Source organism: Pseudomonas quercus (assembly GCF_012033695.1).
Lineage (GTDB): Bacteria > Pseudomonadota > Gammaproteobacteria > Pseudomonadales > Pseudomonadaceae > Aquipseudomonas > Aquipseudomonas quercus.
The window spans coordinates 363835-386623 of the sequence record NZ_JAAVJI010000001.1 but is presented as its reverse complement, the minus strand read 5'-3'; the positions used below and the strand labels follow the sequence as shown (position 1 = coordinate 386623).

Below are 22789 nucleotides of genomic sequence, written 5' to 3'. Positions count from 1 at the left end.
TGGCCAGTATGGCTACCTCTCAGGGCTACGCCCTTGCAAAGCCTCAGGCCTACTGCTTGCCTTGGTCATAAGGCGGGTAGCTATCACCTTCCGCACGTTTGTCTTTACCCACATCAGGCGCGGCAGGCGGCTTGGCGGGGTGCGTGGGGTCTACCTGAGGGTCGGCCAGGTCTGGTGAGTCAGGGTCAAAACCCAGGTCACCTTTGTCTCCGCTTGCATCGGCGTGATTTCCGCTTGCGCTGGCATAGGTACGCGGCGTACCTGGGGCGGGCGTAAGGTCTGGTTCGATGCGTTCGGGCGCCTGATCTGTCACGTGGCGTTGGGGGTCATTGCCTTCGATAGCCATGGTCGTCTCCTGTCAATAAGGTGCTTGGGTTGGAAGCCTCGCCACGGTAATGGTGCCCTGGCGAGGACGAATGGTTCACCCAAGGCGCGCACGCATTTGTGCCTCGCTGTCCTCCAGCAGCACACGAAGCTCCTGTGCCAGCGTGCCTTTGGCTATGCCTTCCAAGGCTTCGGGCTCGCCTCGCTCCAGCCCCGCCTCAAGCTTGCCAGCCCGTGCGGAGAGCGCTTTGGCACCGATGTTGGCGGCGCTGCCTTTAATGGCATGGAAGATAGAGCGGGCGGCGGCACGGTCGCCGGCCGGTGCCAAACTCTGGAGGCGGTCGAGAAGGTCGCGGGTATCGGTGGCAAAAATATCCAATACGTTGCGCAACAGCTCCAGGTCCCCCCCAAAGCGGCTGCTCACCGTCGGCCAGGCCTCGAGCAAACTGCCTTCAGCCTCAGGTATACGTGCCGGCAGGGTAAGAGGTCGCGCACGGCCAACCCATTCGCTCACACATTTCACCAGCCCTGCCAGGTCCACTGGCTTGCTGATGTGATCGTCCATGCCCGCTGCCAGGCAGGCATGGCGGTCCTCAGTAGACGCGTTGGCGGTCATGGCAATGATTGGCAACTGTGCAAAACGCGTGAGCTGCCGGATTCGGCGAGTGGCCTCAAGCCCATCCATTTCCGGCATCTGAACATCCATCAGCACCACATGGTAAGCCACGTTTGCGCCGGCAAGGGCTGCAAGGGCTTCATGACCGTTGCCCGCAAGCGTTACCTCTGCGCCTTCCAGCTGCAGTAAGCCCTTGGCTACCTGCCGGTTGACCACGTTGTCCTCTACCACCAGCACGTGCAAGCCAGCCAGCCGTTTGGGGTGCTCATCTGCAGGCGGCAGTGCGGGCAACATGGGCCGACCTTCCACAACACCCAACACACAATCACGCAACTGTCGCGGGGTAACGGGCTTGCTCAAGCTACACGCGAACAAGCCTTTGTGCTCACCCGCCGACACCTGTGATAGCCGATCGGCATAGGCCGTCACCATCACGATGGAGGGCCTTTGCTCAACAGCCAGTGCCTCCTGAATCATGAGCGCTGTGGCCACGCCATCGACTTCGGGCATCCGCCAGTCCATCAACACCAGATCATAGGCGGCGGCCGTGCCGGCGACCCGGCGTACATGCTCAAGGGCTTCAGGCCCGGACATCACCGGTTGAGCCGTCCAGCCCAGTGACCGTACGGTGCGGGATAGCACGTCAGCGCTAATGGGGTTGTCGTCAACCACCAGCAGGCGCAGCGGCAACCGGTCACCAGGCAGCGGCAGTGGGACTTCGCCCCGGTCCTGAACCTGCAAGGGGATATCGAACCAGAACCGGCTGCCGGCACCTACTTTACTGTCCAGCTTGAGCTCACCGCCCATCAGGGACACTAACCGGTTACTGATCACCAGGCCCAGCCCGGTTCCGCCGAAGCGGCGTGAGGTGGATGCCTCAGCCTGGCTGAAACCTTCGAAGATGCGGTGCCGCTGTTCCTCGCTGATACCGATACCGCTGTCACTGACCATGAACCGGAGCGTCACCTGGTCATCCTCGCGCCTGACTGTTTCCAGGCGTATCACCACCTCACCGTCCAAGGTGAACTTCAACGCATTGCCTACCAGGTTCACCAGCACTTGCTTGAGCCGGAGCGCGTCTCCAGACAACCGGGACGGGACCGATGGGTCGATGTCGAAAACCGTTTCCACGTCCCGGGCGCCTTGGTTTCCGGCAATGATTACCGCAAGCTCGCTCAGCAGTTCATCCAGTTCGAAGGTATGGCTGTCCAGCTTCAGCTTGCCGGCTTCGATCTTTGAGTAATCAAGGATGTCATTGAGCAGCTCCAGCAACGACTTGGCGGCCTGTCGCGCTTTCACAATGTAATCCTGCTGCTGGGTATCAAGCACCGTACGCTGCACCAGTTGAAGCATGCCCAGTACCGCGTTGAGCGGCGTGCGGATTTCATGGCTCATGTTGGCCAGGAAGGCTGATTTGGCTGCACTGGCTTCGTCTGCGCTGGCCTTGGCCTGGCGCAGGTGCGCTTCGATCTCCTGCTGCAGGGTGATGTCACGGTTGATGCCCGTGACACGCAGCGGTTTGCCATCCGCGTCCCGCTCGGCGCGACCACTGGCTTGTATGTACCGCAGTTGGCCGTCCGGCCGACGTACGCGGAACACCAGGTTATACGGCTCTCCCCGTTCAATCAGGGCATCAACGCCATGTTCGCAACGGGGGATGTCATCTGGGTAGACGCAGCGCAACCAGTCTTCGTACTGCAGAGTGAGGTCGCTGCGCGTGGGAACCAGGCCGTACATTTCGAACATGCGGTCGTTCCAGATAAGCGAACGGCCGTGCAGGTTAAACGTCCAGATCCCCAGTTCCGCCGCATCGGCTGCCAACAGCAAGTGGTCGCGTGCCGCCAGCAGCTCATTACGCTGCTTGATCTCACTGGTGATGTCAGTGACAACAAACACAAATACTCGGCCGTCGCCACTGTGCTTTAGCCCCACCGAAACCCGCGCCGGGAACACGGTGCCATTTTTTCGCAGGCCCTGTACCTCCTGGCTACGAGAAGAAGGCAACGACTTTTCCAGATGCCGGGACACGAAATCGTTATAGCTGGCCCAGCTGGTTTGAGGCATCAGGTGCGTTACGTGCTGCCCAATGATTTCCTCCGCGTCGTAGCCAAATACTCGGGTGCCAGCGGGGTTGAAGGAAAGCACTGTGCCTTGCTCGTCTATGCTGACGACAGGGTCTACCACGGTGTCAAGGATGGCCTGGGTAGTCGCCAGGCTGTCGAACACTTGATTCTTGAGTTCCTGATTCTGGTTCTGAATGTGGGCAGCCTGTGCCCTCTGCAGCGTAATATCGCGCGCCGTCACAGAGGCACCGATGATTTGTGCATTGGCCCCGTAAACCGGGGACGTGGTGATGGCCACGTGCAGGTGCTGCCCGCTTTTATGGACGCGGACGGTTTCATAGTTGCTGACCGGCTCGCCCTGGCCAATACGCGCCAGCATGTTGTTTTCTTCATCCAGGCGGTCTGCTGGAACAATCAGCCGGGTAATGGGGCGGCCAATGGTTTCTGCCGCGGTGTACCCGAACAATTGCTCAGCGCCCCTGTTCCAGCTGCGAATAATGCCCTCCAGGGACTTGCCGATAATGGCGTCTGAAGCACTCTCGACCAAGGCACCCAATTCCATGCGCGCGTAGGCAATTTCACGCCGCTGGGTACGGCTTACCGCGATGGCGCCTGCCAGGCCCGCTACAACCAGGCTGCACAACAGGCCACTGAGCCATATCCACACAGGCGGTATGATGCCTAGCCGCTTGATAAACGCTGGTGTGACACTGAACTCAAAACACCAGGCCCGCCCGAACACGTCCCGCTGAAACCGCCTAGGGTGCAGTTGAGCAGAGGCTCCATTGGCGTCGTCGCTGTTGCTGAAGAACACGGTGGGGTCACGGTCGGTGTCAGACACGTCAGACAGTTTGACGTGCAGCAATCGAGGATCAATGCGCAGCCCCTGCAGCACATCTGCCATTAGCAAAGGCGCATAGGCAAAGCCGACGAGCTGGCGTTGCCGTTCGGTCACAGTGGCCGGTGTCTTGGCTGACTTGTACACAGGCATGAGCATCAGGAAAGATTGCTGCGGTTTGGATTGCTCCTGCATCAGCGTAATGGGCTGGGTGAGGCGCACATCACCGTTGTCTACGGCTTCCTGTGCAGCACGGCGACGGTTGGGCTCCGAAGCGATGTCGAAGCCCACTGCGCTGATGTTTCCGAGGCCCGGTTCGATGTATTCGATGATCCAGCGATCATCGTCATGGGGCCTGAGCGTGCTGATGGCAAAACCTGGCCGGCCATCGGCACGGGTGCGCGCTAGAAAGGCCTGTTCGTTACCTGCAGGCACACGCCGCACAAAGCCGAACCCGCGTGCGCCCGGAAACTCCACGCCAATGTCCCTGGATTCACTGTACCGGTGGAACAACCGAACAGACATGGCGTCGACACCTGAGGTCAGTACAGCACCGCGCGCCCCGCGCAAACCATACTGATACAACTGCACACGGCTGAAAATCGAGTCGACGGTGTCCTGAACGGCATCATCCACAGCCTGGGTAATGCGGGCATGGTTAGCCTGGCCCAACAGCCAGGCACCTGTCCCTGATAGCAACAACCCTACTACCAGGGTGGCCAATGCGGTAGGGTAAAAACGTGAACGCGTCCGTGTAGTCATCGCGCCTCTTCCCTGTGGGCTACTGCCAACTGCCTGCCCATTGTCTTCAGGATAACCTCCGATCACTCTAAATGCTGGTCGACCCAAGGTGTTCCCACAAAGCGGCTTACAGCCAGCTCAGATTTACCGCCCACCCGTTAGGCACAAGCAGGCATGAAGTTGTTCCTAAAAATTACACTATTTGCCGGGCAGTGATGAACCAACCTTCAGGCCGAGGTTCGCATACATGCACCATGCCATCACGGCACGGTAGTTCATCTGGAGTACATGATGTCCTTGCCTGCTTTGTTCCTGAATGCCGTTTTCTGTACCAGCGATGCTCAAACCACCTGCATGCCACCTCAGTTTGTATGGGTCGCAGACGGGTTTATCAGGGAAGACAAACGCGTTGCCCAGTGCAAGGAAAAGGCGGAACAGCTGAACGCCAAACGCCAAGACCTGAGCGTGCTCTACCGTTGCGATCCAATAAAGGGCAAGTAATGCCAATGTTGTGGTTGAAACCTTGGGCAGAACAGCTGACCCTGTAGCCAGCCTACTACCCAAGGATATGCCAATGGCCAATGCCTCAACCTGCTTCGTACTCTACGTCCAGCTTGAGCCGCTTCAGCTGAACCCGCCAGTGTGGCGGCGCATGATCGTGAACAGCGACGTGACCTTGCGCCGGCTCCATCATTTCATTCAAGCCGCTATGGGCTGGAGCAGCAAGCACCTGTACGAGTTCGACCTCAACGAACAGCGCTACGGGTTACCCGACCAGGATTTCCCTGACCCTCACCTGCTCGATGACCGCAAGTTCAAGCTCAAGCGGGTACTGAGTGTGGGCGACCGCCTGCGGTATACCTACGATTTCGGTGACAGTTGGCAACATGTGATTGCGGTAGAGGCGCAAGGCCCAGACGAAGGTGAAGGTGCCTGGTGCGTGGTCATCGAAGGCGAACGCGCCTGCCCGCCTGAAGACTGCGGTGGCGTCGACAGCTATCAGGAGATCCTGGCCATGCTCAAGCGAGCACCGGGCAGTGAAGAGGCCCAGCACTTCCATCGCTGGGTAGGGCCCGGCTTTGACCCTGAGCGGTTCGACCCACGAGCGGCCAGTGCCGCCACCCAGCGCATCTGTAATAATTTCTGGGGTTGAGGAGCACCGGCCGATCGCCTGTTACAGCAGGCCTCGGCCGGCCAGGTTGCGCATCAATGCACCCACGCCAAATACCCAAGGCAGCGCCTGATCACTCGTGGTGACACGGTTGTGCAACCCGCCCAGTGCCGGCGAGGTGATACTAACCACGTCGCCTTCATGATGGGTAAAGCCCTGCCCCGGGTGATCACGATCATCGGTAGGGGCAAACAGGGTGCCTAGAAACAGTACGAACCCGTCCGGGTACTGGTGGTTGGCGTTCAGCGCCTGCGCTGCCAGGTCTTCGGGGTCGCGGCTGATCTGACTCATAGCACTTTGGCCATTGAGCACATAACCGCCCCGCCCCTCTATCCTCAAGCTCACTTCGCAGCGTCGCACATCGTCCAGGCTGAAATGCTCGTCAAATAGCCGAATGAAAGGCCCCAAAGCACAGGACGCATTGTTGTCCTTGGCTTTGCTCAGCAACAAGGCGCTACGCCCCTCGAAATCCCGCAGGTTCACGTCGTTGCCCAGGGCCGCACCCTGAATGCGCCCCTGGCTATCCACCGCCAGCACCACTTCTGGCTCAGGGTTGTTCCAAGAGGAACCCGGGTGTATCCCGACTGCGCTACCGCTGCCCACGGCGGCCAACACCGGCGCCTTGGTAAAAATCTCAGCGTCTGGCCCAATGCCTACTTCCAGGTACTGCGACCACATGCCTTGATCGATCAGCACCTGCTTCAAGCGCATGGCCTCGGCAGAGCCTGGCTTGAGTTGCCGCAGGTTGTCACCGATCACCTCGTGCACCAGGGCACGTATCTGCTCGGCACGCTGGGCATCGCCACCTGCTTTCTCCTCGATCACCCGTTCGATCATGCTGGCCGCGAAGGTCACGCCTGCGGCCTTGATGACTTGAAGGTCCACGGGCGCCAGCAGCCTGGGCTGGTCAGGGTCGAATGCCTCACCACTGTTGGCCAGCAGTGACTCGATGCGCCCCAGGGGCACCCCTTCCAGCGTGCGCACTGTTTCCAGAGGGGCCTCGCTGTCAAGCAGCAGGCTGAGCGTTGGAAACTGCGCGGTGCAGTCGACCACGACCCCGTCCCGAATCACGACCACCGCCGGGCCTTGCACGGCAGGCAGCCAGACCCGCCCCACCAGAGTGGCCCTCTGCCAGTCCGTGGGCAGGCTGTTCTCGATGTTCAACTGCAACGTCTGCATACACGCATCCTGTACAAAACCAACACCATTAATGGGAATGACGGGGCGGCCCGTTTTCGGCAATCACGCGCCAGTACAAGGTGGCAGGCTCCAGGCAGCCCCCGGTGGACAACTGCCCGACCAATTGCCGGTACAATTCCTGCCATGGGGTTTGCGAGGGCGCCAGCGCGGGCAGCGGTTCGGCGCGGCGGGCGGCCAGTTCGGCCTCCTCCACCAACAGGTTCACGCTGCGGGCATTGAGGTCTACCCGTAACCGGTCGCCGGTACGCAGCAGCGCTAGCCCGCCACCTACCGCCGACTCTGGAGACATGTTGAGAATCGATGGGCTGGCAGAGGTACCGCTCTGGCGACCATCACCCAGGCAGGGCAACGCGTCGATACCTGCACGAATCAGCGCGGAGGGCGGCGCCATGTTCACCACTTCGGCACTGCCGGGGTACCCCACCGTGCCACACCCGCGGATCACCAGAATGCAGCGCTCGTCGATGTCCAGCGCTGGGTCGTTGATCCTGGCCTGGTAGTCTTCAGGCCCCTCGAACACGATGGCCCTGGCCTCGAAACAGTTGGGCTGGGCCGGGTCGCTCAGGTACGTGGTGCGAAACGCTTCGCCCACCACCGACATCTTCATGATGGCGCTGTCGAAGAAGTTGCCGCTCAGCACAATAAACCCAGCGCGGTGCTTGAGTGGGTGCTCATAGCTGCGGATCACGTCCCGGTCCTGGGCGACGGCATCGCGCACCACTTCACCGATGCTGGGCCCGCTGACAGAACGGCAGTCACGGTGCAACCGCCCTACGCTGTCCAGCTCATGCATCACCGCCGGCACGCCGCCGGCCCGGTGGAAGCTCTCGCCCAGGTACTCGCCGGCAGGCATGCAGTTCACCAACAACGGCACGTCTTCGCCCACGCGCTGCCAGTCCTCCAGTGTGAGGTCGATACCACTGTGGCGGGCAATGGCGATCAGGTGCGGCGGGCAGTTGGTGGAAGCGCCCAGTGCCGAGGCCACAGCGATGGCGTTTTCGAACGCTTCGCGGGTCATGATATGAGAGGGCCGAACGTCTTCGCGTACCAGGTCAACGATACGCACGCCCGTGGCATAAGCCATCTGCCCCCGCTCGCGGTAGGGTGCCGGGATGCTCGCGCAACCGGGCAAAGACATTCCCAAGGCCTCAGCCAAGGCATTCATGGACAACGCGGTGCCCATGGTATTGCAGTGGCCCACCGAGGGTGATGCGGCGGTGGTGAGGGTCATGAAACCTTCGTAATCGATTTCGCCGGCGCTGAGCAGGTTCCGGGCGTGCCACAGCACAGTGCCCGAGCCGATTCGCTGGCCCTTGTGCCAGCCATCCAGCATCGGCCCGCCAGACAGCACAATTGAGGGCAAATCCGTGGTGGCAGCCGCCATGAGGCAGGCCGGGGTGGTCTTGTCACACCCCGTGGTCAGCACCACGCCATCAAGCGGGTAACCATGCAGCACTTCTACCAGGCCCAGGTACGCCAGGTTGCGGTCCAGGGCGGCCGTGGGCCGGCGGGATTGTTCGGCAATAGGGTGGACCGGAAACTCCATGGGAATACCGCCTGCATCGCGGATGCCGTCCTTCACACGCTTGGCCAGTTCGATGTGGTGGCGGTTGCAGGGCGTGAGATCGCTGCCGGTCTGGGCGATGCCAATGATGGGCCGGCCTGATTGCAGCTCGGCACGGGTCAGGCCTTGGTTCATGTAACGCTCAACGTACAGCGCTGTCAGGTCGGCATGGCTCGGGTCATCGAACCACTGCTGGCTGCGCAGGCGGCGTGGAGGACTATCACTCATCTAAAGCTCCCGCATTGTCTGGGGTTAAACCGTTATGGCGGCGGAGTTGGCGGATCAGGCCGGCATGGTCCAGTTCGCCATCGCCGGCCTGCACCATGGCCTCGAACAGCGTGTCGACCTGCTTGGCCACAGGCAGGTCCAGCCCCAATGCTTCAGCCTGAGCCAAGGCGGTATGGGTGTCCTTGAGCTGCCATTTGGCGGGCCCACCGGGGGTAAAGTCGCCGCTGAGCATGCGTAGGCCGTGCTGGCGCCAGATGGGTGAATCGGCAAAGCCGCCCATAAGGGCCTCATGCACCTTGGCAGGGTCGGCGCCGCCGCGCTCGGCCAACAGCAGGCCCTCGCTGACCGTGGCCAACGTGCTGGCCACGATCAACTGGTTGACCAGCTTGGCCAGTTCACCCGTGCCTGCCGGGCCGACGTGTACCGGGCGGCCCAAGGCTTCCAGCACCGGCCCGGCCTGTTCAAAGGCGGCCTGGGTGCCCCCCGCCATAATGGCCAGGCTGCCCTCGCGGGCGCCACGCTCACCACCCGACACGGGTGCATCCAGGTACAGCAGGCCATGCTCAGCGCAGCGTTGGGCCTGGGCGACTGCCGCGTCCACGGCAATGGAACTCATCACGATCACCAGCGCGCCTGCCGCCAGCCCCTGTACCGCACCCTCCTCGAACAGCACCTGGTTGCAGGTGGGGCCATCGCTGAGCATGCACACCAGTACCTGAGCGCCCCGTGCCGCCTCTTCAGGCGTAGCGGCCACGTGCGCGCCCTGCTCGGCCAAGGGTTGGGTTTTATGGGGGGAGCGATTCCACACCCTCACTTCAAACCCCGCCTTCAACAGGTTGCTCACCATGGGCGCCCCCATGATGCCCGTCCCGATAAACGCCACTGTCATGCCTTGCCTCCTGCTACCGCAGGCGTTGCTACCGCGCCAGGGGCGGCCACTGGGTGGCGTGGCATCAGCACCATGCCCAGCCCGCCTGCACCTACCAAGGCTGCAATGACCAGGAAGCCAGGGGTGTAGCTGCCCGTAACGTTATATAAAAAGCCGGTGAGGTACGGCCCGGTAAAGCCACTGAGGTTACCGATGGAGTTGATCAACCCGATGCCCGCTGCAGCGCCGACCCCTGTCAATACCTGGCCTGGCACAGCCCAGAACACGTTGATAGCGCTGTACACGCCGATGGCCAACAGCACAAAGCCAATCACGATGATCCAGGGCTGGTTGATGATCAGCGCCACGGCGATAGACACGGCGGCCAGCATGGCGGCCCCTCCGGCATGCCAATGGCGCTCCTGAAGGCGGTCGGAACGGCGGCTCCATATAATCATGGCCACGGCGGCGACTGCATAGGGCACCGCGGTGATCAGGCCGTTCTGCATCAGGCCGATCTCCAGGCCGAAGGAGGCCCGGAAGGACGCCAGCACCGTGGGCAGGAAGAAGTTCATGGCATTGCTGCCCGAGGTAATGCCGAAGTACACCAGCGCCAGCATCCACACTTGCCGGCTGGCCAAGGCCCTGCGGATCATCTGCCACTTGGTGGGTTGCACACCCACTACCAGGGGCTTGGCGCGCTCTTCCTGCTCCAGGGTGTTCATCAGCCAGGCACGTTGTTCATCAGTCAGCCAATGTGCATCGGCAGGGCGGTCTGTCAGGTAGAAATAGCAGACCACGCCTAGAATGATCGCGGGCACGGCTTCGGCGATGTACATCAGCCGCCAGCCCACCATGCCCACCGCGTCGCCCACCTGCATCAGCCCCACCGACAGCGGTGCGCCTATCACCTGGGCAATGGGCACACCCAGGTAGAACGTGGCAATCATGCGTGCGCGGTAGCGCGCCGGGAACCAGAGGGACAGCAGATAGATCACGCCTGGAAAGAACCCGGCCTCGGCAATACCCAGCAGCACACGCAGCGTAATGAAATGCCCGGCCGTCTGCAGAAAGCCCATGGCCCCTGCAATGATGCCCCAGGTCACCATGATGCGGGCCAACCATACCCGCGCCCCGAAGCGGTGAAGTAACACGTTGCTGGGCACTTCGAAGATGAAATACCCCAGAAAGAAGATACCGGCTCCTAGCCCATAGATGGTCTGGCTGATGCCAATGTCGTCGTTCATGCGCAAGGCCGCGAAACCCACGTTGTTGCGGTCCAGGAACGCGACCACGAACAGCAGGATCAGGAACGGGATCAAGCGCTTCGTCACACGCTTGATGGTCTGCTTTTCAATGTCGGTGATGTCAGGGTGTGACGTGATCATGGTGCACGGCCTCGCTGTTCTTATTGTTGGAAGCACACAAGTGCTGGCAGGTAATGCAGTGCTCAGGGGTGTGCCGTGTCCTCGATGTGCGCCCTTACGATGGCCTCGAAATCAGGGTCAGCGTTAAAGCCCAGCGCACGGGCGCGGGGGGCATCGACCTTGCTGGGCCAGCTCTCGACGATGCGTTGGATGGTGGCATCCGGTTCCCAGCGGATCAGGCGTGCAGCCTCCTCCCCCGCTACCCGTTGCAGCGCCGCGACCATGTCAGCCACGGTCGTGGTAACACCTGGCAACGGGATAACGCGCTGGTCACCCAACGTGGCCGCCGACAGGCTCATGGCATGCACCATGGCCTCTACTACCCGGCGGGGCGACGTGAGGTACACCTTCGTCTCGGGCCGGACGGGGCACACGGCCGGCTGGCCCACCAGTGGCTCACGGATAATGGAGCTGAAGAAGGTGGAAGCGGCCTTGTTGGGTTTGCCAGGGCGTACGGCAACGGTAGGCAGGCGCACCACCCGGCCATCCACAAAACCTTTGCGGGCGTAGTCGGCCACCAGTAGCTCGCCCACCGCCTTTTGCATGCCATAGGACGATTGCGGCGTCAGGGCCGTTTCGTCGTTGACCACCTCGGGCAGCGTGCCTCCGAATACAGCAAAGCCGCTGGCATACACAAAACGAGGCACCGTTGCTTGCTTGCGCAAGGCCTCCAGCAGCGTCATCAACCCGTACAGGTTCACCTGCATGCCCAAGTCGAAATCGGCCTCGGCGGCCGAACTCACCACTGCTGCCAGGTGCCACACCAGGTCCACGCCGTCTGTCACGCGAGCAACCACTTGGGGGTCGGCGATATCACCGGTGATCACGTGCACCCTCGGGTCCTGCGGCACGGCCTCGCCATCAAACGCATCAAACAGCACGATGCGTTCGATAGCCTGTGAAACCTGCCCTTCCAGGGTAATGCTGTTCAGGGCAAGCAGGCGCTGGGCCAATTGTTTGCCAATAAAGCCCGTGCCCCCGGTAATCAGAATGCGCATCATGGTTCCTTCTTATTGTTGTAGGAAAAACGGTAGAAAAGAGGGTCAGTCCGCGTCGACGGTGCGCTGCTGCTGTTCGCCCAACCCCTCAATGCCCAGGCGCATCACCTGCCCGGCCCGCAGAAACACAGGCTCAGGTTTCACCCCAAGGCCCACGCCGGGGGGTGTGCCGGTAGAGATCACATCGCCCGGTTGCAAGGACATGCACCGGCTCAGGTAGGCGATCAGCGCGGGGATCTGGAACACCAGCGTGCGGGTATTACCGTTCTGGTAACGATGGCCATCCACCTCCAACCATAGGTTCAGCTGGTGGGGGTCGGGAACTTCGTCGGGTGTGACCAACCAAGGCCCAAGAGGCCCGAAAGTGTCAAAGCCTTTACCCTTGTCCCAGGTACCGCCTCGCTCAAGCTGCCATTCACGTTCGGACACATCGTTGATCACGCAGTACCCCGCCACGTGGTCCAGGGCGTTACGCTCGTCGATATAACGCCCGCCCTTGCCGATGACAACGCCCAGCTCCACCTCCCAATCCGTCTTGGTGGAGCCGCGGGGAATCTGCACATCGTCATTGGGGCCGCAGATGGCACTGGTCCACTTGTTGAACACCACAGGCTCAGTGGGTACGGCCATGCCCGACTCGGCAGCATGGTCGGCATAGTTCAGGCCGATGCAGATGAATTTGCCCACTTGGCCCACACAGGGCCCAAGGCGCGGCGTGCCAGTGACTACCGGCAAGCCGTTTGGGTCCAGTGCTCGCAGGGCTTGCAGGCTTTCAGCCCCCAGCACAGCGCCTGCGATGTCTGGCACGTGGCCGGAGAGGTCGCGGACCTGGCCGTGGTCGTCCATCAGGCCGGGTTTTTCCTGGCCCTTGGGGCCGTAACGCAGCAATTTCATAGGCTGTCCTGAAAAAGTTAAACGCTCATACCGCCATCGATCACATGGATCGCGCCTGTAGTGTAGGCACTGGCCTCGCTGGCCAGGTACACCGCCAAGTGGGCGATTTCCTCGGCAGTACCTAAGCGCCCCATGGGTTGACGCGCCACAAAAGCCTCGTACACCTCAGCTTCGGTACGGCCCTGGGCCTTGGCCTGCTCCGCGATACGCTGGCGCAGGGAAGGCGAATCCACTGTGCCAGGGCAGATGCAGTTGCAGCGCACGCCTTGGGCCACATAGTCCATTGCTACTGATTTGGTAAGGCCGATCACCGCCGCCTTGCTGGCTGAATAGGCCAGCCGGTTGGGCACACCCTTAACACTGGACGCCACGGACGCCATGTTCACGATGCTGCCGTGGCCTGCTTGCAGCATGGCGGGCAGAAAGGCCCGGATCATGCGGTACATGGCCGTTACGTTCAGGTCGAAGGAGAACTGCCAGGCCTGCTCATCACAGGCCAGTAACGCGCCGCTGTGCACATACCCGGCGCAGTTGAACAGCGCATCTATGGGGCCTACCTGAGCCTGCACCGCCTCAATGGCCGAAGCCTGGGTTACATCCAGCGGTACCACTTCGATGCCGTCCAGGCCTTGCAACGGTTCAACGTGCAAGTCTGTGGCGATCACATGGAAACCGGCCTGCCGGAAGGCAAGCACTGAAGCGTGGCCTATGCCTTGGGCAGCGGCGGTGATCAGAATGCGTTGGGTGGCCATGCTTAGCCTCTTGTTATCGCCATTTACGCAGCGCCCTTAACCGTAGAGCCGGTTGCCGATAAACGCCAATGAGATATTCTCAAGCTTCAATAACCGAGGGTTATCGGAATGGCAGATGTAGGCTTCAATCAGCTGTGTAATTGGCTGCGGTTTCGGCACCTGGTGCTTATCGCGACCCTGGCCCGTACGCAGAACATGCATACCACGGCGCAGGAAATGAATATCAGCCAGCCTGCGGTCAGCAAAATGCTACGGGAGGTAGAGAAGCTGTTGGGCTTTGCCTTGTTCCAGCGGCTTCCCCGGCACATGCCCCCCACCGACCTGGGGAGCCAGGTGGCACGGTATGCGCAAATTGCCCTCAACGACGCGCAACACTTCGTTGGCCAGATCAACCACCTGCGGCAAGGAGGCCACGGCCTGTTGAAAATAGGCACTATTTTCGCGCCTACCGCCTTGGCACTACCGGCGGCCATCGTGAAGGTCAAGCAACAGTGGCCGTTGCTCACGCTGGACATTCTGGAGGGCACCAGCGCCAACCTGTTGGAGCGGTTGGAGCACAAGCAGCTGGATTTGGTGATCGCCCGCTTTACCCTGGACCAGCATCGCAAACTGTTCGATTTCCAGGCCTTGGCCCCTGAACCCCTGTGCCTGGTCACCGGCAGCCAGCACCCTCTGGCTGGGGCACACGACGTACCTTTGGAGGAACTGGGCAGCTGGCCCTGGATCGTGTACCCGGCCGGTACGCCCATGCGCGCTCGGCTAGAGCAGGCCTTTGCCGAAGCCGGCATGCAAACCCCTGGGAACACCGTGGAAACCAGTTCCATGCAGACCACGCTGCAACTGCTGCAAACGGCACCCATGGTGGCCATGTTGGGGGAGTCGATGGTGGCCCCGGACATTCAGGCCGGTCGCCTTACCCGGCTAGCCCTGCCCTTTCCTTTCGTGCTGGCGGATTACGGGATCATCACACGAAGAAACGAAACCCCAGGCTGGTCTGCCCAAGCGTTTATGGACGCACTGTCAAACAACATTGAGACGCCTGAAACGGCGCCCCAGGTAGGTCGATAACGCCCGGTTATCGATCGATGGAAAGTCGTCATTTGGCGTTGCAACCGCCGCCTACTACAGTGCAAGCACGCCGGCTGCAGCACGGCGGCAACCGCTCACAGAGGCGCCCATGAAAACAATAAAAAGCTACAAGGCCCTGACCATCGGTTTTCTGTTTATGATCGGGGTGATCAACTACCTGGACCGCAGCGCGCTGTCCATCGCCAACACCTCCATTCAGAAAGACCTGGCCATCACCCCAGTTCAGATGGGCGTTATGCTGTCGGCGTTTTCCATTGCCTACGCGTTCTCGCAGCTGCCGCTGGGCGCATTGATCGACAAGCTCGGCAGCAAGCTGGCACTGGGTGGTTCGCTGATCGTGTGGTCGGTCGCCCAGGCCGCGTTCGGGCTGTTCAGCGGCTTTAGCCAGCTGGTGGGCTTAAGGGTATTGCTGGGCATTGGCGAAGCGCCGGTGTTTCCGTCGGCGGCCAAAGCCTTGTCGGAATGGTTCGATACCCAGGAACGGGGCACGGCAACCGGTTGGGTATGGTCGTCCACGTGCATCGGGCCTTGCCTGGCCCCGCCGCTATTGACGGTATTCATGGTGCACCTGGGCTGGCGTGGCATGTTTATCCTGACCGGCGTGCTAGGCATCGTGCTGGCAGCCTGCTGGTTCGTGTTCTATAAGAGCAAAGCTCAGTACATGGCCGAGACGGGGCGCGCCGAGCCAGTAGCGGTGCAAGCCACCCAAGAACAACGCCTGCCTTGGGCCGCCATGTTCAAGGAACGCAATACCTGGGGTGCCTTCCTGGGGTTCATGGGCGTGATCTACATGATCTGGCTCAACCTCACGTGGCTACCTGGCTATTTCGAGCGGGAGCATGGCCTGGACCTCTACCGTACCGCCTGGGTGGTGTCGCTGGCGTACCTGTGTGGCGCGGTGGGCACCATCGTCGCCGGCAAGGCCTGCGACCGGTTGGTGGCTCGAGGCATGAAAGTATTGGCCAGCCGTAAGTTGATGGTCATTCTCGGGTTGGTAGGCGGCGCACTCTTCACGTTGATAGTGGCCTTCACCACGAACGTTGTGGCCTGCGTGCTGCTACTGTGCCTTACGCTGTTTTTTATCAGCATTTCCAGCGCCACCGCCTGGATGATCGTCAATACCATCGTGCCTTCCGAACGCGTGGCGTCCTTTGGATCGATCCAGAACTTCGGCGGCTACCTGGCGGGCTCCATCGCCCCGATACTGACAGGCTTCAGTGTGCAACAAAGTGGCTCGTTTTCATCCGCCTTCGTGATCAGCGCGGTAGTGGCGGCCTGTTCGGCACTGGCGTACTTTGCGTTGCTCAAGGAGCCTGCACCTGTTGCGGTATCAGTGCCCCCGGTGCCTGGGGACGCCATACCCCGCTCGGCTTGAGGCAAGCCAGTTCAACTCAGCAGGCCGGGCCCTTGCGGCCCGGCTTACCAATGGGTTACTGAACCAGCGATTGGGTGCCATACAACCGCAGCAACTGCAGGGTCACACCATTGGTCCATCCGAACCCATCCTGCAGCTCGTACTCGCCCCCGCCGCCGCCTTTGCCACCTTCGATGTCGTATTTCTCCACCAGCTTGTGCTCGCGGTTGTACAGGCCTTGCACCTGCGTAAGGAAGTGGCGGCCGATGGTTTCGGCCAGGTCACTCTGATCGTAGGCCCGCAGGCCTTCCACGGCGATCAGTTGCAAAGGTGCCCAGCCATTGGGGGCGTCCCATTGCTGGCCACTGTTGTTGGCGGTGGTGGCAATACCGCCGGGGCGGATCAGTTTCTGGTTGACGGTCGCGGCGGTCTGCTGAGCATGGTGCGGGTCGGCCAGGCGGGTATACAGCGGGTACAGGCTGGCTGCGCTGATCTCATCGCTCATGGCCTGTTTTTTCCAGTCATAGTCGGTATAGAAACCGGCGGGGTTCCACAAGTACTTCTCTACGGCCTGCTGCCGGGCCTGGGCCCATTGGGTATAGCGCGTGGTACAGGCGGGTTGGCTGGTTTGCTGGCAGGCCTTGGCGATCGTCTGCTCCAGGTGGAACATCAGGCTATTGAGGTCCACCGGCACAATAGCGGTGGTACGAATGGTCGCCATGGTCTTGCCATCCCCCAACCAGCGGGAGGAATAGTCCCACCCGCTTTCTGCACCGGCTCGCAAGTCCCGGTACACCTCAGCCGCTGGCCTGCCCGGCGCCTGGGCCGCCGTCGTGCGGTCTTCAGCCCAGGATTCCTGGCGAGGCGCGTCGCTGGCGTCCCAATAGCGGTTCAGTACTGCGCCATCCTTGAGCTTCACCACGTGGGCCGTCGCTTCGCCGGCCTTCAGGGTTTGTGCGCCCTGCATCCAGTAGGCGTACTCCTTCTGCAACTGCGGCAAATACCGTGCGTACGCAGCATTACCGTCCAGCTTGGCCAGCAGGTCTACCATGTAGGCAAAGAACGGTGGTTGCGACCGGCTCAAGTAATACGTGCGGTTCCCATTGGGAATGTGGCCGTAGGTGTCGATCATGTAGGCGAAGTTGTCCACCATGTCGCGCACTTGCTGTGTTCGACCACTGTCGGCCAGGCCCAGCATGGTGAAGTAAGAGTCCCAGTAATACATCTCCCGGAACCGGCCGCCAGGCACAACGAAGGGCTTGGGCAGTGGCAGTAGGCTGCTGTAGGCCGGCACCTGCTCGTAGTGGCGCGTGAGCACAGGCCACAGGTCATTAATGTGGCCCGGCAGGTCTGCGCCTAGCTTGGGCGGCTCTACATCGGCCGTGCCTGAGGCTTCGAAGTTGGCAGCCACGAAGGCGTTAAGGTCAAACCCAGGCTGGTCTTTCTGAGCCAAGTAAGCTGCGCGGATATCCGCTGGCGCACGCAGGGGCAACGCGTCCACGAAATGCTTCTGGTCGGTGAACAGCTCACTCTGCTGCACCGCAAGGAACAGCTCGGGGTAGGCTTGGTCAGGTGCTATTTCGCGGCTGGCAGAGACCGTTTCCCAGCTCCATTGGGGGCCGGAAGACGGAACCTCAGCGGTCGAGCAACCGTAGAGGGCGGCCAGGGTGATGGACACCGCCAGGGTGGTGGCACGGGGGAATGACGACATGAATACTCCTCGCAAGCGTTCCAGGGTGACCCTGAAATCGACAGGCGAGCACGCGCGGTGGTTCGGTTGGATGTTGCAGAGAAAGCCTTGTTATAGCGGCAGGGCCGGAGGCCGCACACCCTCTGCTGGCGGGCCGGTTAACGCGTAAGGCACACGCCAATACGTTCGGCCAGGTCCAACAGCCGATCGAAGACCTCTGGGTCCTCAAGAATATCTCGACCAGCCTGACGGACCGTAAGGTGGCTCTGCTTGATCCGATCACCAAACAGCATTACGGCCATGGCCTCGTCATCTTGCCTTGATACCCACCGCAACCCTTGCGCTTCGTGAGCCTGTGCATGAATAGCAGCAGCCCACTGCCGCGTGTACAGGTAGCGGTCTGCATCCATGTCCACGAGCTCGTTGCGTTTGACACCTAGCAGGCGTAACGCCTTGCTGGACAGATCGACAAGGCGTAGCGCTGCTTTGGTCTGTATCTGGGAGTACTGAAGGCCACGCAGCCGGTCTTGTTGTAGGAATTTGTAGCCCGGCTCATGGGGCACGTCGTGAAACACCGTTTCCAGTGCAGCGCAATTGAACGTGCTGCCGGCGTACAGGGTAGGCACAACCTTGCCGTTTACTGCGGTGAGGGGGCTGAACCGAGCATTGCCCACACCGGTTGGGTTGTATTGAACCGATCCGAACCGGCTGGCGTGAACGCGGTGCAATACCGTGCCCGCAGGCACAGTGTGATACGAAAGGTGTAACCCCTCGTAGGGGAGCCGGGTGGTTGAGGCTTCAACCATGAGTAATGCCTGCCACCTCTTCATGGGCGGCAGCAAGCACGTGTTCTGGGGCGGTACGAAGCAGGTCCTGGGGGCGCTTGCCACCCAGCCACCCGTTGATTGACATGAACCAGTAAGCCATTGCCCAGCCATCTTTCAAGGGGCTCAACACAGACAGGATGTCTTTGAGCACAGGCAATGGCCGATGGCTGGACGTTTCATCCAAACCGTACAGCGGAAAATAATCAATGCCACCGTGACGTATGGCGAAGATACGGCCATCGCGCTTCCATTTGTTAGGCTGGGAGCTGGGGTTTGCCGCACTAAGCTCTGCCAACTCAGCAAGATGGTGAGCAGTTACCCAGTCCCCACTTTCCAGCACAGCCCGCTTGGCTTTGGCCAGCATGTGAGCCTGCCTGAGCTGGGCAGAGGTTGCAGGAGCGTCTGGTACCAACAGCTCCACGAGCTGACCTATGGTGTCCCTGTTCTGAACAGCCGTCGCCTGTTCGGCATACATTCTTCGCCACAGGTCCAGGGAATCGAGAAACGCCTTGAGCACCGAGGGCGAAGCATGCTCTACAGAAATGAACACACCAGTGTCCTCGCGCTCACGCAGCGCCAGTTCTTTCAAGCGCCCCAGAACAGGCTGCCCAATCTGAAGAGTCTCTGCACGTTGCGTCATAGTTTCTCCCTCTGATGGTTACGATCATGACCACCAAAACGTGATAACCACTCTAATCCAGCTGCACACCTACAGCAAGCAGCGCTTTTGTCGCATACCCAGCCCGCACCCTCAGGAATCCGCTGGCAGCCGCAGTGCCAATATGGTATCAACCGCACCCGTTTGTTCAGGTGTCGCTTTTCGTGGTCGCTATCACTTCCGCCCTCTCGCCCTTTCTCCCCTACCTTGCTGTTGTGCTCCTGTTCGCCGTGGTACTGGCAAAGCGGCTGCAGGCCCCGGCGCAGAAAGGCCAGGCAGGTGAGGCCTGGGTGCGCTTTTTCGCGTACTGGGGATTACCGGCCAGTACCTACAAACGCCTGCACAACCTGACCCTGCGCGTGGAAGACGGCACCACCCAGATCGACCATGTGTTCCTCTCCCGCTACGGCCTGTTCGTGGTGGAAACCAAGCATATGAAGGGCCGCATCTTTGGGGCCGAGCGTGAGCCTCGATGGCTGCAGAAAGTGGGCAGGCACAGTTACAGTTTCCAGAACCCGCTACGGCAGAACTACCGGCACCTCAAAGCACTGGAATACTGCCTTGGCGTCGACATGGCGCACTTGCATTCGGTGGTGGTGTTTACCGGCCCGGCGCGCTTGAAGCGCCCTATGCCACCGCAGGTCGTGCGAGGCTGGGGGTTGGCACGGTACATCCGTCGCTACCACGAACCTGTGTTCAGCCAAGCGCAGGTCGCCGCCTTCACACGTGCACTCAAGCAGCAGCGGCTACCGCCCGGCGAGGCCACCGACCGCGCCCATGTGGAAGGGTTGCGGCGCCGGCATGGGCAGCGCAACCCAGGCAAACGTAGAGGGCTGATGCTCACCAGCCTGCTAGGTATGGCGGTCACGGGATTGATCGCGTGTGCAGGCAAGCCTCTGCCGCTGGTAACGCAGGCGGTCACGGCTTTGGCACCTATCGGGCAAGATGTGAACACTGCCGCTGCAGCCCTGCTGGCCAATGCCCAAGGCACATTGAAACGTGGCCCGCAGGCGCCTATGCAGCCGAACCAGCACGTTCCTGGCCCAAAGCACTCCTTGCGAGCCTGCATCAAGCCCAACAACCTGGTGGACGACGACGTGAAACACTGCATGAACGGCACGCGGGTGAGAGACTGGTAGCTACGGGCGCCAAAACAGGCGATCTGGGTTTCGATAATGGCGATGTGCAGGTAGGGCGCCTGGCGCTTGAGGTAATCCGTTGTCCACAGGACGGTGTAACCGGCACCGATGAGGGTTACATCCACCGCCAGGTCTTGAGCCATAGACATCCCGCTGTCTCAGGCTGGCGTGCAGTTTACTAAGAACGCACGGCGTATACACCGATATGTTTCAGCTGATAAAAGAGGGCGGTTTCAGAGGCTGAGTGCAACACCCGACTATTGAGTAAAGGATGGGCTCTCATGATGCGTGGCCATCATCTGCGTCATCATTTCGATTGGGCATTGGTAATCAAAGCGTTGGCGCGGCCGAATATTGAGCTGGTAAGCGATTGCGTCCAGCTGCTCCTGGGTCACGCCAGACAGATCGGCCCCCTTGGGCAAATACTGACGGATCAAACCGTTAATGTTTTCATTGCTGCCGCGCTGCCAGGGGCTGTGAGGGTCGCAGAAGTAAACGGCCACACCGGTGCGCTGGGTGATCTCGGCGTGACGCGCCATTTCGCGGCCTTGATCGTACGTAAGCGTTTTACGCGCAGCCAAAGGCATACGATTCAACGCTGCACTGAACCCCTCCACGGCAGAAGTGGCAGTGGCATCATGCATCCTCACCAACATCAGGTAACCCGTACTGCGCTCCACCAGCGTGCCAACCGCAGAGGCATTGGCTTTGCCCTTGATCAGATCGCCCTCCCAGTGGCCGGGTGTCAAGCGGTCTTCCACCTCCGGCGGGCGCACATGGATACTGACCAGGTCCGGGATCTGCCCACGGCGATCTACTCCACCAGAGCGGGGGCGGCGGGTGTTCCTGCCCTGCCGCAGGCAGATGATCAGCTCCTTGCGAAGCTCGCCTACTGGCAGCGCGTAGATGGCGTTGTAGATGGTTTCGCGGCAGACGTAAACGTCTTCAAATCTTGGGAATTCCATACGTCGAAGTTTGCCGGCAATTTGCTGAGGAGAAAAGCGCTGTCGCAACAGATAGACAACCAGCTCGAACAGTTCAGTACCCGGATCGAGCTTACGGTCCAGCCGGCAGACCGTACGGCGCTGGCGCATCTTTTGGTGGGCCTGGTTGGCCGAATAGGACGTTGCAGCGCCAGCATTACGGCGAAGCTCCCGGCTGACAGTCGAGGGGCTGCGATCAAGCATTCGAGCAATCGCTCGCTGGCTCAGGCCCTGGAGCTGGCCAATCTGGATGGTGATCCGTTCTTCAATGCTGAGCTCTTGGTAAGACATGCGTACACCGTACCGGATTGGTCAGGTGTTGCACTCAGTTTTTGCCGCTAACGAGGGTAATGCCAAGGCGTGGCCGTCCGGCTTATCGATGACGGGATCAGTACCGATGGTGAATTGGGGCAAATGGTGGTGCCCACCCTGCCTGCTGTTGCGACAGCTGAACGGCGTAGGGTACGGGAACGCACCAATGAAGGCAGGCAGAAAGCAAAGATGCAAGGCACTCGGTTGGTCGCAAGGGAACTGTAGAGAAGGGCTATGTGCTGTCGTTGCAGGGTCGGGAACTGGGAGCTACCAGGATTTTCCGGCAGCTGCGTATGGCTCGTTCCACGGCTTGGAAGATTATGGAAAATGGGAACTGCTACCTTGTAACCAGATAAAGAATTCTATTTGTCAGTGCGATATAAAACGCACTGACTGGACACAGCTGTTTTAAGGTAAGAATTTTACTTTAAGGGAAAGCGACGAGCTCTATTTTTTCTTAATATCACGGCTAGCTTCAAATCCCTGAGTATATTTATCTAAATCAAAATTACTATACATTAATTTAAGAATAGGATCCGGCCGGCGCAGTTCCTCAATAGCATTCCGACATAGTTTTCCCAATTCACTTTCAACGTTTTTATTGCGCACCTCAGCTGATGAGCCTTTAGCTTTCACAGCTTCAGAATCTTTATCTATAGCAATCTTATGGACTGCGCCGGTTACAAGGAAGCGTGGAAGATTTTTTTTAACATTTAAGTCGTGATGCATTATAACTTGCGTTCTGAAGCTATTTGCCAAAATTTCATTCACATGTGTGTTTTTGGTCATATTCTGAGGAAAATTATTGACCTGAAACTCCTCACTATTGTTTTTCACTTTAGTTAAACGGCTAAATTTCTGGCTGTTCGGCACTTCATTTGGCTGTACTTCATTGTTACAATTAGTTGAATTGATAGAAGGAGTAGAGGAGATAGAATTTATTACAAACATATCAAGCCTTTTGTTATCACAATCAATTGAATGACTATACGGGCGCAATACAAAAAAAATCTTTTAAAAAGCGATCATTTTATTTAATCGTCATAATAAAAT

General features: G+C 60.0%; 20 protein-coding genes. 6 read left to right on the top strand and 14 right to left on the bottom strand.

Going from position 1 to position 22789, the window contains the following annotated elements:
* Nucleotides 1-49: 49 nt before the first annotated feature.
* Together HBH25_RS23175 and HBH25_RS01695 are read right to left on the bottom strand one after the other, a co-directional pair.
* Nucleotides 50-289, bottom strand: a complete 240-nt coding sequence (locus tag HBH25_RS23175; protein WP_324616849.1) for a DUF6021 family protein — start codon at nt 287-289, stop codon at nt 50-52.
* Nucleotides 290-421: 132 nt separating this feature from the next.
* Nucleotides 422-4603: a PAS domain-containing hybrid sensor histidine kinase/response regulator gene (locus HBH25_RS01695; RefSeq protein ID WP_168080863.1), complete on the bottom strand. Its 4182-nt coding sequence runs from the start codon at nt 4601-4603 to the stop codon at nt 422-424.
* 270 nt (nt 4604-4873) lie between these two features.
* Here HBH25_RS01695 and HBH25_RS01690 point away from each other — a divergent pair, with 270 nt between their 5' ends.
* Complete coding sequence (locus HBH25_RS01690; protein WP_168080861.1) at nt 4874-5083, top strand: hypothetical protein; 210 nt, start codon at nt 4874-4876, stop codon at nt 5081-5083.
* Between the two features lie 73 nt (nt 5084-5156).
* Entirely contained in the window at nt 5157-5735 is a 579-nt protein-coding gene (locus HBH25_RS01685) for a plasmid pRiA4b ORF-3 family protein (RefSeq protein ID WP_168080859.1), read from the top strand.
* A gap of 21 nt (nt 5736-5756) precedes the next feature.
* On the opposite strand, the gene HBH25_RS01680 is transcribed toward HBH25_RS01685, so the two are convergent.
* From HBH25_RS01680 to HBH25_RS01650, 7 genes are all read right to left on the bottom strand, one after another.
* On the bottom strand, nt 5757-6932 hold the full coding sequence (locus tag HBH25_RS01680; RefSeq protein WP_168080857.1) for a fumarylacetoacetate hydrolase family protein: 1176 nt from the start codon (nt 6930-6932) through the stop codon (nt 5757-5759).
* A 28-nt stretch (nt 6933-6960) separates the two neighbouring features.
* A complete protein-coding gene (locus HBH25_RS01675; protein WP_168080855.1) occupies nt 6961-8745 on the bottom strand; it encodes an IlvD/Edd family dehydratase in 1785 nt (594 codons plus the stop codon).
* Nucleotides 8738-9634 (bottom strand): NAD(P)-dependent oxidoreductase, encoded by an 897-nt coding sequence (locus HBH25_RS01670; RefSeq protein ID WP_229631775.1) that lies wholly within the window; start codon nt 9632-9634, stop codon nt 8738-8740. The genes HBH25_RS01675 and HBH25_RS01670 overlap by 8 nt, the downstream gene beginning before the upstream one ends.
* Complete coding sequence (locus HBH25_RS01665) at nt 9631-11001, bottom strand: MFS transporter (protein ID WP_168080853.1); 1371 nt, start codon at nt 10999-11001, stop codon at nt 9631-9633. The genes HBH25_RS01670 and HBH25_RS01665 overlap by 4 nt, the downstream gene beginning before the upstream one ends.
* A gap of 62 nt (nt 11002-11063) precedes the next feature.
* The gene (gene denD, locus HBH25_RS01660) at nt 11064-12038 is read right to left on the bottom strand and encodes a D-erythronate dehydrogenase (RefSeq protein WP_168081427.1); all 975 of its coding nucleotides are present in this window, start codon (nt 12036-12038) and stop codon (nt 11064-11066) included.
* A 45-nt stretch (nt 12039-12083) separates the two neighbouring features.
* Nucleotides 12084-12932: an ureidoglycolate lyase gene (locus tag HBH25_RS01655; protein WP_168080851.1), complete on the bottom strand. Its 849-nt coding sequence runs from the start codon at nt 12930-12932 to the stop codon at nt 12084-12086.
* A gap of 17 nt (nt 12933-12949) precedes the next feature.
* Nucleotides 12950-13684 (bottom strand): SDR family oxidoreductase, encoded by a 735-nt coding sequence (locus HBH25_RS01650; RefSeq protein WP_168080849.1) that lies wholly within the window; start codon nt 13682-13684, stop codon nt 12950-12952.
* Between the two features lie 108 nt (nt 13685-13792).
* Between HBH25_RS01650 and HBH25_RS01645 the strand changes: the two genes are divergently transcribed.
* Nucleotides 13793-14752 carry a LysR family transcriptional regulator gene (locus HBH25_RS01645; protein ID WP_168080847.1) on the top strand — a complete coding sequence of 320 codons (960 nt, stop codon included), beginning with the start codon at nt 13793-13795 and terminating at the stop codon, nt 14750-14752.
* Between the two features lie 109 nt (nt 14753-14861).
* Nucleotides 14862-16148, top strand: coding sequence for an MFS transporter (locus HBH25_RS01640; protein WP_168080845.1), 1287 nt, complete (start codon nt 14862-14864; stop codon nt 16146-16148).
* A gap of 55 nt (nt 16149-16203) precedes the next feature.
* Here the strand turns inward: HBH25_RS01640 and treA are convergent, their stop codons facing one another.
* The 3 genes from treA to HBH25_RS01625 form a co-directional block, all read right to left on the bottom strand.
* Nucleotides 16204-17838 carry an alpha,alpha-trehalase TreA gene (gene treA / locus HBH25_RS01635; RefSeq protein ID WP_168080843.1) on the bottom strand — a complete coding sequence of 545 codons (1635 nt, stop codon included), beginning with the start codon at nt 17836-17838 and terminating at the stop codon, nt 16204-16206.
* Between the two features lie 137 nt (nt 17839-17975).
* The gene (locus tag HBH25_RS01630; RefSeq protein ID WP_168080841.1) at nt 17976-18623 is read right to left on the bottom strand and encodes an RES family NAD+ phosphorylase; all 648 of its coding nucleotides are present in this window, start codon (nt 18621-18623) and stop codon (nt 17976-17978) included.
* Nucleotides 18616-19284, bottom strand: coding sequence for a hypothetical protein (locus HBH25_RS01625; RefSeq protein WP_168080839.1), 669 nt, complete (start codon nt 19282-19284; stop codon nt 18616-18618). The genes HBH25_RS01630 and HBH25_RS01625 overlap by 8 nt, the downstream gene beginning before the upstream one ends.
* 182 nt (nt 19285-19466) lie before the next feature.
* On the opposite strand from HBH25_RS01625, the gene HBH25_RS01620 reads away from it, so the two are divergent.
* A complete protein-coding gene (locus tag HBH25_RS01620; RefSeq protein WP_168080837.1) occupies nt 19467-20441 on the top strand; it encodes a nuclease-related domain-containing protein in 975 nt (324 codons plus the stop codon).
* Between the two features lie 257 nt (nt 20442-20698).
* On the opposite strand, the gene HBH25_RS01615 is transcribed toward HBH25_RS01620, so the two are convergent.
* Complete coding sequence (locus tag HBH25_RS01615) at nt 20699-21715, bottom strand: IS30 family transposase (protein ID WP_168080835.1); 1017 nt, start codon at nt 21713-21715, stop codon at nt 20699-20701.
* A 69-nt stretch (nt 21716-21784) separates the two neighbouring features.
* Between HBH25_RS01615 and HBH25_RS23645 the strand changes: the two genes are divergently transcribed.
* Nucleotides 21785-21961: a recombinase family protein gene (locus tag HBH25_RS23645; protein WP_425503010.1), complete on the top strand. Its 177-nt coding sequence runs from the start codon at nt 21785-21787 to the stop codon at nt 21959-21961.
* A gap of 222 nt (nt 21962-22183) precedes the next feature.
* Here the strand turns inward: HBH25_RS23645 and HBH25_RS01605 are convergent, their stop codons facing one another.
* A complete protein-coding gene (locus tag HBH25_RS01605) occupies nt 22184-22687 on the bottom strand; it encodes a hypothetical protein (RefSeq protein ID WP_168080833.1) in 504 nt (167 codons plus the stop codon).
* Between the last annotated feature and the right edge of the window lie 102 nt (nt 22688-22789).